This window comes from Mycobacterium helveticum, assembly GCF_007714205.1.
Lineage (GTDB): Bacteria > Actinomycetota > Actinomycetes > Mycobacteriales > Mycobacteriaceae > Mycobacterium > Mycobacterium helveticum.
Genome location: NZ_VMQU01000012.1, coordinates 18,198 through 30,493 on the forward strand (window position 1 = coordinate 18,198; position 12,296 = coordinate 30,493).

Genomic DNA, 12,296 nt, shown 5'->3' on the forward strand with positions numbered 1-12,296 from the left:
CAACCGGCTGCCGCCCGGTCAGGCCAGGCGGGTGACCTCCACGATGACGTCGAGGTCGGTCGCCCCCTCGCCGGAGTAGATGCCTTTCAGCGGGGCGACGTCGGCGTAGTCGCGCCCGGCGCCCACGCTGACGTACTGCTCGGTGATCTCGCTGTCGTTGGTGGGGTCGTAGCTCCACCAGTCACCGGTCCACGCCTCGATCCAGGCGTGGCTGCGCCCGTCCACGGTGTCACCGACGACGGCGTCGCTCCTGGGGTGCAGGTAACCGGACACATAACGGCACGGGATGCCCATGGCGCGCAACAGCATCAGCGACAGGTGCACGAAGTCCTGGCACACGCCCCTGCCCGCCCTCAGCGCGTCCAGGCCCGAGGAATGCACGCTGGTGGTTCCCGGCAGGTAGTCCAGCTCGCCGCGCACCCACTCGGCCGCGACGACGACGGCGTCGGCGGGCTCGTGGCTTTTCGCGAGCTTCCTGCCCACCGAGCTGAGGCGCTTGCTGGCCGGGGTGTGCGGGGTAGGACGGACCAGTTCGTCGAACCGGTCGATCACGGGCCCGGAACACAGGTCGCTCCAGCCGGCGTCCCTCGACGGCGGCTGGAGCGGCTCCGTCTCGACGACCGACGACGACATCACCGTGAGATCGGCGTGCGGCGCATGCAGGTCGAACGCCGTGACGGCGGTGCCCCAGTAGTCGATGTAGCGGTAGGACCGGCTGGCCGGGATGGTTTCGACGCGGTTGAGGATGACGTTCTGCCTGCCGTTGGACCGCGGGGTCAGCCGGGCTTCGTTGTAGGAGGCGATCACCGGCGCCTGATAGGCGTAGCCGGTGGTGTGCACCACCCGCATTCGCCACATCAGGGCTCCCCCTTTTTGCCGACCAACCCGCCGTTGTGGCCGGCATCCGACCACGCCACCCACGGGGTGATGTGAAAGTACTGCAGCGCCAATGCTTCCCCGACGTCATGACAGGTTCGCTGCAGGCTCGCCAGCCGCGTGTCCAACGACTCGAGCAGCACCCCGGGCTGCACGAATTCCAGCTCGCTGCGGGCCTGACCGAGCAGCCGCTGCGGCTCGATGGTCGCCCCGATCCGGCTTTGCGGATTGTGCAGCAACTCCTCGAGGTTGTGTTCGGCCAGCCGCAGCGAGTAGAAGACCGACCGCGGGAACAGCCGGTCGAGCAACATGAACTCGACCACCCGTCCCGCGTCCAGCACGCCGCGGTAGGTGCGCAGGTAGGTGTCGTGCGCACCCGCCGAGCGCAACAACGTCACCCAGGCCGGCGACGAGGCGCTGTCCCCGACCCGCGACAGCAGCAGCCGCACCGTCATGTCCACGCGCTCGATGGCGCGGCCCAACAGCATGAACCGGTACCCGTCGTCCCGGGAGAGCGTCGAATCGGCCAGGCCGGCGAACATCGCCGCCCGGCCCTCGATGAACGACAGAAACTCGTGCGGCCCAAGGCGTTTGGCGGCACGCTGCCGCTCACCCAGGGCATGGTAGGTGGTGTTCAGGCACTCCCAGATCTCACTCGAGGTCACTTCGCGCGCCGACTTCGCGTTCTCCCGCGCGGCCGTCACCGCGTCGACGATCGAGGATCCCCCGGAAAGGTCGGTGCTGTAGGCGACCAGGTCGGTCAGCGACCACACGTCCAGGTCATGGGCGGGAGGGTCGATGCCCAGCACCCGCAGCAGCAGCCGCGACGCCTGGTCGGGATCGACGCTGGAGTCCTCGAGCAGTTGATGCAGGGCGACATCGAGGATGCGCGCGGTGTCGTCGGCCCGCTCGACGTAGCGGCCGATCCAGTACAGCGCCTCCGCGTTGCGGGCCAGCATCAGCGGGTCCTCTGCGCGCGTTGCTGCTGTTTTTGCTGCGGTTGCTCATTCTGATGCTGCTTTTGCCTCGGGTGGCCCTCGTGCGCCGGGTCCGGCGGGGGCTCGGGCAGCGAACGCACCAACTCGGCGGCGCCCAGCTCACGGTCGGCGGCCGCCGCGCGGGGTGCCAGCACCCAGGTGTCCTTGGAGCCGCCCCCCTGGCTGGAGTTGACCACCCGGGAGCCCTCGACCAGGGCCACCCGGGTCAGGCCGCCCGGCAGCACCCACACGTCGTCGCCGTCGTTGACCGCGAACGGCCGCAGGTCGACGTAGCGGGGGGCCAGTGAGTTGTCCACCTGGGTGGGCACGGTCGACAGTTCCATCATCGGCTGCGCGATCCAGCTGCGCGGATCGTCGCGGATCTTCTTGGCGACGGCGGTCAGTTCCTTCACGGAGGCGTGCGGACCGAACACGATCCCGTAGCCCCCGGACCCCTCGACCGGCTTGAGCACCAGTTCGTCGATCCGGTCCAGCACCTCGTCGCGTTCGTCGTCCAGCCAGCAGCGCAAGGTGTCGACGTTGGCCAGCAGCGGCTTCTCCCCGAGGTAGTACTCGATCATCGTCGGCACGTACGTGTAGACGAGCTTGTCGTCGCCGACCCCGTTGCCGATCGCGCTGGAGACGACGACGTTGCCGGCGCGGGCGGCGTTGACCAGGCCGGCCACCCCCAGCACCGAGTCGGCGCGGAACTGCAGCGGGTCCAGGTACGCGTCGTCGATGCGCCGGTAGATGACGTCGACCTGACGCTCGCCCTCGGTGGTGCGCATGTAAACCTGGTTGTCCCGGCAGAACAGGTCACGCCCCTCGACCAGCTCGACGCCCATCTGCCGGGCCAGCAGCGAATGCTCGAAATAGGCCGAGTTGTGGACTCCGGGGGTGAGGACGACGACGGTGGGGTCCGCCTCGTTGGTGGCCGCCGAGTTGCGCAGTGCGCGCAGCAGGTGCGCGGCGTAGTCGTCGACGGCACGCACCCGGTGGGTGGCGAACAGGTTCGGGAACACTCGCGCCATGGTGCGGCGGTTCTCCATGACGTACGACACGCCCGACGGTGAGCGCAGGTTGTCCTCCAGCACCCGGAAATTGCCCCGCTCGTCGCGAATCAAATCGATACCCGCGACGTGGATGCGGACGCCGTTGGGCGGGACGATGCCGACGGCCTGGCGGTGGAAATGCTCGCAGGACGTGATCAGGCGGCGCGGGATGACGCCGTCGTTCAGGATTTCCTGGTCCCCGTAGATGTCGTCGAGGTACATCTCGAGGGCCTTGACCCGCTGGATGATGCCGCGCTCCAGCCGGCTCCATTCGGGCCCGGAGATCACCCGCGGCACCAGGTCGAGGGGGAATGGCCGCTCCTGACCCGACAGCGAGAACGTGATGCCCTGGTCGATGAACGCGCGGGCCAGCGCTTCGGCGCGGGCCCTCAGATCCGAGGCGTCCGACGGTGCGAGTTCGGCGTAGATGCCCTTGTAGGGGCCGCGGACGGCGCCCTGGGCGTCGAACATCTCGTCGAACGCCATCGAGTAGGAGTCCGAAGTGTCGTACCCGCCGAAGATGTGCTCGGCGGGTAGCAGGCCGCGCGGGCCGCGTTTGGTTTCCTCGAGATGGTTCGCGGCACTCACTGTTCAGATGCTGCCTCACTCGAGGAGATGGCAAGCCGGGGGTTCCCCTTTTGGGGAAAAACGTAACCGACTGATAACCTGGGCAGTCGCTGTCGGGGATATCGGATGCCGGTCCCAAGCAACCACCGAATCGAAGAAGGAAACTCAGGCGTGGCCAACATCAAGTCGCAGCAGAAGCGCAACCGCACGAACGAGCGCGCGCGCCTGCGCAACAAGTCGGTGAAGTCCTCGCTGCGCACCGCCGTTCGCGCGTTCCGTGAGGCCGCCCACAACGGCGACAAGCACAAGGCCGCCGAGCTGCTCGTCGCGACCAACCGCAAGCTGGACAAGGCGGCCGGCAAGGGCGTGATTCACAAGAACCAGGCGGCCAACCGGAAGTCGGCGCTGGCCCGCGCCCTCAACAAGATCTGAGTCTCGCCGGCACGGCCCCCGGCCGGCCTCTCCCCCTGCTTCGCCCGCGCACGGGCCTCAGTCGGCCACCAGCTCGGCCACCCGCCTGACCGCGGATTCCAGCGCGTAGTCGGCGTCCGCGGCGGCCCCCTTCACGTCGGCGTTGAGAGCCGCCACCACCTTCATGGCGGTCGCCACCGTGTCCCGTGACCAACGCCGGGCCTGCTTCTGGGCTTTCTGCACCCGCCACGGCGGCATCCCCAGCTGCGCCGCCAAGCGGTAGGGGTCGCCCGACAGCGGCCCCACCCGGCCTATCGCGTGCACGGCCTCGGCCAGCGCGTCGGCGAGCACCACCAGCGGCTCGCCCCGCATCATCGCCCACCGCAGCGCCTCGGCGGCCCCCGCGACGTCGCCGGCCACGGCCTTGTCCGCGATGTCGAACCCTTTCACCTCGGCCTTGCCGCTGTGGTAGCGCCGCACCGCGGCGGCGTCGACGACCCCGCCGGTGTCGGCGACCAGCTGCGAACAGGCCGACGCCAGCTCGCGGAGATCGGAGCCGACGGCGTCCAGCAGCGCGGTCACCGTCCGCTCGTCGACCTTGGCGCGCAGGGCACGGAACTCCTTGCGGACGAAGTCGACCCGTTCGGCGGCCTTGGTGACCCGCGCACACGGGTGCACCGCGGCGCCGAGCGACTGCAGTTCCTTGGCCAGCGCCTTGGCGCGCCCCCCACCGGAATGCACGACCACCAGCACGATTCCCGACGGGAGGTCGGCGGCGGCCGAGGCGATCACCCCGACCGCTTCCTTGCCCGCGTCGGCGGCGGCCTCGAGCACGACGATGCGTTCGTCGGCGAACAGCGACGGGCTCAGCAGCTCGGCGAGCTCGTAGGTACTGACCTCACCGGCCCGCATCCGGTTGACCGGCACGTCGTTGGTGCCGGCCCGCTTGCGCGCCGCCCGCAGCACGTCGGCCACGGCCCGCTCGACCAGCAGATCCTCGTCTCCCAAGACCAGATGCAACGACGAAACCTCGCTCACCCCACGATGGTGTCACGGGATTCTGACCGGGGAGCGACCAGTCCCGACAGCGACCAGGCCAGCAGGCACAGAAGAAAAAGCCCGCCGGCGTATCCGACCGCCATGCGAAACCGTCGCCGCCCCCCCAGCAGCTTGACCGCGACCAGCAGCACCACCGTGACGCCCCCCACCACCAGCACCCCCGGCACGCCCGACGGCACGGGCACGGCGGCCGCGGGCACCGCGGCCGACCACCGCGCCACGCCCAGGACCCACCACAGCTCGGGGCCCGTGAAGCGGATCAGCAGCCGCGCACCGGTCGGCCACAGCGGGTCCAGCACGGCCGCGGCGCTGCCCAGCACGGTGATCGGTGCGATCACGGGCGCCACCGCGAGGTTGGCCCCGGCAGCGACCAGGCTGACCCGGCCCGAGATGCCGGCCACCAGCGGGGCGGTGACCGCATGGGCGGCCCAGGCGACCGCGAACGCGTCCGCCGCAGGCCGGGGCCAGCCTCTGGCGACCAGGCGCCGCGACCAGGCCGGCGCGATCAGCACCAGCGCGGCCGTCGCCAGCACCGACAGCGCGAACCCCACGTCGACGGCCAGCTGGGGGGCGACGGCCACCAGCACCAGCACCGTGGCAGCCAGTGCCGGGAGCGCCTGGCGCCGGCGCGACGACAGCATGCCCGCCAACGTGATCGCCCCCATCACCGCCGCCCGCAGCACGCTCGCCGTCGGCTGCACGACGATGACGAACGCGACCAACGCGGCCGCGGCGAGCGCAACCGCCGCGCGCGGCCCGATCAACCGCGCCGAGAACAGCACCGCCGCGCACACGATGGTGACGTTGGCCCCGGACACCGCCGTCAGATGCGTCATTCCCGCCGCACGAAACTCCCGGCCGACCTCGGCGGTCACCGCCGAGGTGTCGCCGAGGACGAGGGCGGGCAGCATCGCACCCTGGGCGGCCGGCAGCGCGTCGCGGGCGCCGGCGGCGAAGCGCATGCGCACCGCGTGAGCCGCCCGCTGGACCGCGCCGGCGGTGCCCACCGTCGGCCGCCCCGCGGCGTTGAGCACCGCGACGGTCAAGTCGTGGCGGGCCGGCCGGCTGATCCGGGCGGTGAACCGCACCGGTTGGCCCACCATCAGGTCACCGAATTCGGACGCTCGCGCGAAAACGACTACGCGACCCGACATTTCTTCTGCCCCCAAGCACACGAGGCCGGCACGGAACATCAGCCGTCCGCCGCCCAGCGCTATCGGGCTCTCGGTGGGGGTGACCGTCACCGGTGCCGCCGTCCCGAAGGCGGCGGTGATCGGGTGCCTGCCCAGCGCATCGCAGCGCAGGGCGATCGCGAGGCCGAATCCCGCACCCACGACCGCGACGGCGAGCAGCCCGGCACTGACCGCCCGCACGCGCGGGTGCTCGCCGGAACGGCCCCCCGCATAGCAGGCCAGCACGCCCGAAGCCGCGAGCAGCACGACGCAGCACCACGCCAGCGCCCGACCCACCGGCCACACGATCCCGGCGGCGGTCACCACCCAGCCGGTGAGCGCGGCCGGCACCAGGCGAACGTCGACGCGCATCGGCGCCGGCTCGCCGGAGGTGGGTGACCCGGACCGGCCAACGTCAGACGCGGACCAGGGCACGCAGCTTCTCCAGCCGTGCCGGGCCGATGCCGTCGACGTCGGCGAGCTGGTCGACGCTGGTGAACTTGCCGTTGGCCTGCCGCCACGCCACGATCGCGGCGGCGGTGATCGGTCCGACACCCGGGAGGGTGTCGAGCTGCTCGACGGTTGCGGCGTTGAGGTCGAGCACCTGGCCCGGCTTCGGCTTCGCCGGCCCCGAGGCCGGCCCCGAGGCCGGGGCCGGTACCGGGCCGGAGGCCACCGAACTGCCCAGCCCCGCCGGCCGGCCCGGAGCGGGTGCCAGCCCGACCACGATCTGTTCGCCGTCGCCCAGTGGGCGGGCCATGTTCAGCCCGATGGTGTCCGCCCCGGCCACCGCGCCGCCGGCGGCCTGCAGCGCATCGGCGATACGCGCGCCCGGCGCCAGGGTGACCAGCCCGGGAGTGTGCACCAGGCCGACGACGCTGACCACCACCGGGTGGTCGGCGTCGGCCGGCGCAACGGCGCCCGGGCCGGCCGACGACCGGGGCGTGCCCGGGGACGTCTTCTCCACCGGGGGGAGTTTGGCCGACATCACCGGTGCGGGCCGGTCACGCAACAAGGTGAACACGGTGACCAGCACGGCCAGCGCCGCCACGACCGCCAGCGCGATGGCACCGGCCCGGCCCGGATCGGCGCGCACCCTGGCCACCCAGCTCGGACCCGGCGACGCCGCGGGAAGCCACCGCGGCAGCAGCGAATCCGGGTCCTCCGCGGGCGCGCCGCCCGCATCGGCGGGCGGGTCGGCGTCGGGGTCGGCGGCGAGTCGTCGATGTAGTCGCTCGGCGGGAAGGTCTGTGCGCATGCGCCGACCGTAGGCGCGCCGGCCGACGAAACGAGCCCGGCGAACGTCGTCGGCGAGCGAATTTGTGGATTAATCCGAGTCTGTGGACAACACTCGCACTCGATAGGTAAAGATGTAAGCCAAGCGAACGACCTTGGTCGGGAAATGTCACTCCTCGGCGGGTCGCCACGTTCCCCGAGAGGACAGGAGGCTGCCATGCAACTGGCGCTCACACCGGACGAGGCCGCGTTCCGCGACGAACTTCGCACGTTCTACACGACGAAGATCCCGCAGGAGCTGCGCGCGCGGGCGCGCGAGGGCGCGGCGTCGGTGCGCCGCGAGGACATCGTCACCAGTCAAAAGATCCTGCACGAGCACGGCCTGGCGGTGCCGAACTGGCCGGTCGAGTGGGGTGGCAAGGACTGGACTCCCACCCAGCACCAGATCTGGGCCGACGAGATGCAGCTGGCGAGCGTCCCGGAACCGCTGAACTTCAACACCAAGATGGTGGGCCCGGTGATCGCCGAATTCGGCTCGGAGGAAATCAAACAACGTTTCCTGCCGCCGACGGCCAGCCTCGACATCTGGTGGTGCCAAGGTTTCTCCGAGCCCGAGGCGGGTTCGGACCTGGCGTCGCTGCGCACGACCGCCGTCCGCGACGGCGACAGCTACATCGTGAACGGCCAGAAGACCTGGACGACGCTCGGCCAGTACGCGGACTGGATCTTCTGCCTGGTGCGCACCGACCCGCAGGCACCCAAGCGCCAGGCCGGCATCTCGTTCCTGCTCTTCGACATGAAGACGCCGGGTATCACCCTGCGGCCCATCAAGACGATCGACGGCGGCCAGGAGGTCAACGAGCTGTTCTTCTCCGACGTCCGGGTCCCCGCCAACCAGCTTGTCGGAGAAGAGAATCAGGGCTGGACCTACGCGAAATTCCTGCTGGGTAACGAGCGCACCGGCATCGCCGGGGTGGGGCGGACCAAGGTGCGCCTGGCCGAGGTGAAGAAGTACGCGGCCGAAACCGGAGTGCTCGACGATCCGCTGTTCGCGGCCCGGCTGGCCGAGGCCGAAAACGAGCTCCTCGCACTGGAACTCACACAGTCGCGGGTGGTGTCGGATTCGTCGGGCGGCAAGCCCAACCCGGCGTCGTCGGTGCTCAAGCTGCGCGGCAGCCAGTTGCAGCAGCTGGCCACCGAACTGCTCGTCGAGGTGGCCGGGGCCGATGCGCTGCCGGCCGACGGCCCGGATATCGACGACATCTCGTCGCCGGCCTGGGCGCAACACAGCGCGCCGCACTACCTCAACTACCGCAAGACGTCGATCTACGGCGGCAGCAGCGAAGTGCAGCGCAACATCATCGCGTCCACCATTTTGGGCCTGTGAAGATTTTGGGCCTGCGAATATCTTGGGCCTGCGAATATCTTGGGCCTGTAACATTTTGGGATTGTGAGGCAGCCATGGACTTTCAGTTGACCGAAGAGCAGGCACTGCTCCGCGACACCACCCGCGACCTGCTGGCGCGCACCTACGACCCGGAGACCCGCAACAAGGTCATCGGCTCCGATCTCGGCTGGAGCCGCGAGGTCTGGAGTCAGCTGGCCGACACCGGAATCCTGGGCCTGGGGTTCGACCCGGACGAGGCCGGCCAGATCGAGATCATGGTCGTGCTCACCGAGGCCGGCCGCCGGCTTGCGCCCGAACCGGTGCTGCACGCCGCGCTGGGGCCCGGCGCGTTGATCGCCGCGCTGGGCGGCCGGCAGCAGCTGCTCGACGACGTCGCGGCCGGACAGCGGTTGCTGGCCTTCGCCCACCTCGAGCCGGGTCACCGTGCGCCGTCCGCGGAGGTCGACACCAAGGCTGTGCGGCAGGGCGATTCGTGGACCGTGAGCGGACGGAAGAACCCGGTGCTGGCCGGCGACTGCGCCGACACGCTGGTGGTCAGCGCCGCGCTGCCGGACGGCGGCACCGGGCTGTTCCTGGTCGACGCGGCCGCGGAAAACACCTCCGTGGCCCGCCACCCCTACCGCACCTTCGACGGACAGCGCGGTGCCCAGATCGACCTGGACTCCGCGCCCGCCGAACCGCTGGGCGAAGCGGCCGACGCGTCGGGCGCCATCCGTGACGCGATCATCCGCATCCAGTCGGCGTTGTGCGCCGAGGCGGTCGGTGCCATGGAGGAAGCGCTGCGGCTGACCACCGATTACCTGAAGACCCGCAAACAGTTCGGCGTCACGCTCAGCAAGTTCCAGGCGCTGACCCAGCGGGCCGCCGACATGTACGTCTCACTGGAACTGGCCCGCAGCATGAGCCTGTACGCCGCGATGTCCATCGCCGACGGCAACCTCGACCCGCTCATCGCCTCGCGGGCCAAACTGCAGATCGGCCGCTCCGGCCGGCACATCGCGCAGGAGTCGATCCAGATGCACGGCGGCATCGGCGTGACCGCGGAATACCCGATAGCCCACTATGCGGCGCGGCTCACCGCGATCGAGCACACCCTGGGCACCTCGGGCGACCACCTGCACAACCTGATCGACCACCTCGGCGAGTACGACCTGGCCCGGCTCTAGGTGGCTGGTGTCGAACGGCCTTTGTGGGGGCGTTGGTTGACCGGTTGGGCTGTAGGGCGGTGCGCGCGTGGTCGTGAGTGGTTCTAGTTCAGGTGAATTCGGTTGTTGTGGTTGGCGATTCCGCTGCTTGGCTGGTCGGCAGGCTGTCCTGGTGGGCTGGTTGGTTTCGCCGACCGGCCTCAGGTCGTGGCCGCGGCCCAGTTTCCGCCTGTTCGATGTAATCCGAGCACACCCAGGCGTGCGAGGTTGATCGCGGCGGCCAGCAGGGAGAAATCGGCGGCGACTTTGGTGGTGCCCCGGACGCGGGCGCGGTGGCCACCGTGGCGGCGGCGCATCAGGTGTCCGATCTTGCGTTCCACTTTCGGGCGGGTGGCCTTGTAGTCGGCGACCCAGGCCGGATCTTTTTGGGTGGTGCGAGCGCGGGTGAGTTCGGTCTCATAGCGGCTGATCGTGATGGTGCGCCCGGCGGTCGAGCTGGTGCACTGGGTGGCCAGTGGGCAGGAGGCGCACGCCGGGCCGAACACCGCGGTGCCGCCACCGGCGGTGGCCGGGCGGATCGGCACGGTCACCGCGCCCGGGCAGGTGACCGTGCCCGCGGCCAGGTCGATGGCGAAACGGTCCTTGGCGAACCGGCCGCCCGGCGCGGTCGGCGGCTGCACCTTGGTGAAGATTTCCGCGCCCGCGGTTTCCAACCTGGCCAGCAGCTGGCCCGTACCGTAGGCGGCATCGCCATAGACCGCCGGCCCCTGCTGGTCTGCGGCGCCGCGCACGCTACGGGCATCCCCGTCACCGTGCCCGGTCGCACCGGCCGTGGTCGTCGTACCGGCACTTGCACCCAGGCTCGAGTCGTCCTGAGAATCAACGCAATCGCCGTCGGCAACGTTGGTGTCGCCGGCGATCGGGGTGGGTAGGTCGTCGGTGAGCAGATCGGCGGCGGGTTCGGCGTCGCCGGCGTTGCCCGCGGTGACCTCGGTGGCGGTGATGATCTCGGCGTCGGGGTCGATCGCGATGTGGCCCTTGTATCCGTCGAACCCGCGCGCGGAGGTCTTGTGCCCATGGCGGGCGGCCGGGTCCACCGTGGAGATCACCCGATCGGGCGCGACGCGGCGCGCGATGCGGAACATCCCGTCATCGGCGTCTTGGTCGAGGTCTTGACCGACCACGGTGGCCAAAAGCTTTGCGGCCTTGTCCAACCCGGGCTCCAGCTGCTGCTCGTCCAGGCAGGCCAGCAGCGCGTACGCGTCGCGGGCCAGCGCGTCCACCAGTTCATCGCGCGCTGTCGCGTCGTCGTAGTCGCACACCGGTTTTCCCGCCCGCGCGTAGTCATCGTCGCGGGACAGCCGCGCCCGTAGCCGAGCCTCCAAGTCAGCGTCGGCCACCGCCAACACTGCCCGGATTGCCGAGCGGATCAGCGTGACCGTGTCCATGGTGGCCACCGCGTCATAGAGCGGGGTCGAGTCCAGCACCCGCTTGCGTCCGACCAGCCCGGCAGCCTTGGCCGCCTCCAAGGTGACCTCAAAGATCCGGTCCGGCCGATCCGAGCGCGCCAGCCGGGCGCGCATGTCCACCAGCACCGTGTGCACAAACCCCGGATAATCGAAGTCCAGCCCGCCGGCGGCATACTTCCACCGCGCGTCGAAGGCGAACCGATCCACCGCCTCCCGATCCGACAGGCCCTCGATGCGCTGCAACACCATCACCACCGCCACAATCATCGGCGGCACGCTGCGTCGACCCACATCCGTGAACAAGTCAGCGAACATCTCATCCGGGAACAAGTTGAAGCACTCTCGGTGCAGCACGCTGTAAATCGAGTCCGGAGCCACCCGGCCCTCGCAGAAATCCACCGTCGTCCGCCACAAATCCGCCTGTTTCGGCGTCAAACCCAAACTCACCCAATCATTCTCGTCCACCACGCCCGACTATCGGGTCAACGCCACGCGAAAAACACCAGCCACCTAGCGGCATGGCCGGGCGGCTCGAACTCGCCGGGGAAGTCGTCGAGTTCCGGCGCGGCCGGCACCCCCGCCGGGATGCGCGATTATGCGGCCGCGCCCGTGTGGTTCGTCGTCGACGACGGACCGCTCGTGGTCAACACCGGCCGTGACACGTAAAAGGCCTTGCGCTGGCGCGTGATCCGCGCGTCGTGTGGTGCGTCGACGACCCGCATCCGCCCTACTCGTTCGCGGCAGGGTGCGGGTTGCAAATAAAGAAGCCACGGTGAGCCAGGACCCGCGAGGCCTGCTGGACACCCCGGTACATGGGCAAAGCACGCGCGGCGGAGTTCGTCCGCCGCAACGCCGTTCCGGGCGAGCCGGCGGTGCGCGTGCGCCCGGTCAGGGTCGTCACCGGATTCGATATCGCCGACTGCC

The 12,296-nt window shown here is 70.0% G+C and carries 10 protein-coding genes and 1 pseudogene; 4 read left to right on the forward strand and 7 right to left on the reverse strand.

Annotated elements, in window-relative coordinates:
* Positions 1 to 18 precede the first annotated feature (18 nt).
* Genes FPZ47_RS04710 through FPZ47_RS04720 form a run of 3 tightly spaced genes read right to left on the reverse strand, consistent with a single transcriptional unit; the run spans position 19 to position 3,493 of the window.
* Positions 19 to 858: a transglutaminase family protein gene (locus FPZ47_RS04710; RefSeq protein ID WP_144949126.1), complete on the reverse strand. Its 840-nt coding sequence runs from the start codon at positions 856 to 858 to the stop codon at positions 19 to 21.
* On the reverse strand, positions 858 to 1,835 hold the full coding sequence (locus FPZ47_RS04715) for an alpha-E domain-containing protein (protein WP_144949129.1): 978 nt from the start codon (positions 1,833 to 1,835) through the stop codon (positions 858 to 860). The genes FPZ47_RS04710 and FPZ47_RS04715 overlap by 1 nt, the downstream gene beginning before the upstream one ends.
* Complete coding sequence (locus FPZ47_RS04720; RefSeq protein ID WP_144949132.1) at positions 1,835 to 3,493, reverse strand: circularly permuted type 2 ATP-grasp protein; 1,659 nt, start codon at positions 3,491 to 3,493, stop codon at positions 1,835 to 1,837. The genes FPZ47_RS04715 and FPZ47_RS04720 overlap by 1 nt, the downstream gene beginning before the upstream one ends.
* Positions 3,494 to 3,643: 150 nt before the next feature.
* Between FPZ47_RS04720 and rpsT the strand changes: the two genes are divergently transcribed.
* Complete coding sequence (rpsT, locus tag FPZ47_RS04725; protein WP_144949135.1) at positions 3,644 to 3,904, forward strand: 30S ribosomal protein S20; 261 nt, start codon at positions 3,644 to 3,646, stop codon at positions 3,902 to 3,904.
* 57 nt (positions 3,905 to 3,961) lie between these two features.
* On the opposite strand, the gene holA is transcribed toward rpsT, so the two are convergent.
* The 3 genes from holA to FPZ47_RS04740 are packed head-to-tail and all read right to left on the reverse strand — an operon-like array spanning position 3,962 to position 7,372.
* Complete coding sequence (gene holA / locus FPZ47_RS04730; protein ID WP_144949209.1) at positions 3,962 to 4,903, reverse strand: DNA polymerase III subunit delta; 942 nt, start codon at positions 4,901 to 4,903, stop codon at positions 3,962 to 3,964.
* Positions 4,904 to 4,917: 14 nt separating this feature from the next.
* Positions 4,918 to 6,486: a ComEC/Rec2 family competence protein gene (locus tag FPZ47_RS04735; protein ID WP_144949138.1), complete on the reverse strand. Its 1,569-nt coding sequence runs from the start codon at positions 6,484 to 6,486 to the stop codon at positions 4,918 to 4,920.
* 43 nt (positions 6,487 to 6,529) lie between these two features.
* Positions 6,530 to 7,372, reverse strand: coding sequence for a ComEA family DNA-binding protein (locus FPZ47_RS04740; RefSeq protein ID WP_144949141.1), 843 nt, complete (start codon positions 7,370 to 7,372; stop codon positions 6,530 to 6,532).
* 195 nt (positions 7,373 to 7,567) lie between these two features.
* On the opposite strand from FPZ47_RS04740, the gene FPZ47_RS04745 reads away from it, so the two are divergent.
* Together FPZ47_RS04745 and FPZ47_RS04750 are read left to right on the forward strand one after the other, a co-directional pair.
* Positions 7,568 to 8,737, forward strand: coding sequence for an acyl-CoA dehydrogenase family protein (locus tag FPZ47_RS04745; RefSeq protein WP_144949143.1), 1,170 nt, complete (start codon positions 7,568 to 7,570; stop codon positions 8,735 to 8,737).
* 74 nt (positions 8,738 to 8,811) lie between these two features.
* Positions 8,812 to 9,924 carry an acyl-CoA dehydrogenase family protein gene (locus tag FPZ47_RS04750; RefSeq protein ID WP_144949146.1) on the forward strand — a complete coding sequence of 371 codons (1,113 nt, stop codon included), beginning with the start codon at positions 8,812 to 8,814 and terminating at the stop codon, positions 9,922 to 9,924.
* Between the two features lie 179 nt (positions 9,925 to 10,103).
* Here the strand turns inward: FPZ47_RS04750 and FPZ47_RS04755 are convergent, their stop codons facing one another.
* Positions 10,104 to 11,819: a transposase gene (locus FPZ47_RS04755; RefSeq protein WP_144949149.1), complete on the reverse strand. Its 1,716-nt coding sequence runs from the start codon at positions 11,817 to 11,819 to the stop codon at positions 10,104 to 10,106.
* Positions 11,820 to 11,890: 71 nt separating this feature from the next.
* Between FPZ47_RS04755 and FPZ47_RS30405 the strand changes: the two are divergent.
* Positions 11,891 to 12,292, forward strand: a pseudogene (locus FPZ47_RS30405) (pyridoxamine 5'-phosphate oxidase family protein); the annotation flags it as partial.
* Positions 12,293 to 12,296 lie beyond the last annotated feature (4 nt).

What these genes read in the sequence shown, in the direction of transcription:
- FPZ47_RS04710 (WP_144949126.1), bottom strand. Translation starts at nt 858, where the DNA reads ATGTGGCGAATGCGGGTGGTGCACACCACCGGCTACGCCTATCAGGCG.
- FPZ47_RS04715 (WP_144949129.1), bottom strand. Translation starts at nt 1,835, where the DNA reads ATGCTGGCCCGCAACGCGGAGGCGCTGTACTGGATCGGCCGCTACGTC.
- FPZ47_RS04735 (WP_144949138.1), bottom strand. Translation starts at nt 6,486, where the DNA reads ATGCGCGTCGACGTTCGCCTGGTGCCGGCCGCGCTCACCGGCTGGGTG.
- FPZ47_RS04740 (WP_144949141.1), bottom strand. Translation starts at nt 7,372, where the DNA reads ATGCGCACAGACCTTCCCGCCGAGCGACTACATCGACGACTCGCCGCC.
- FPZ47_RS04745 (WP_144949143.1), top strand. Translation starts at nt 7,568, where the DNA reads ATGCAACTGGCGCTCACACCGGACGAGGCCGCGTTCCGCGACGAACTT.
- FPZ47_RS04750 (WP_144949146.1), top strand. Translation starts at nt 8,812, where the DNA reads ATGGACTTTCAGTTGACCGAAGAGCAGGCACTGCTCCGCGACACCACC.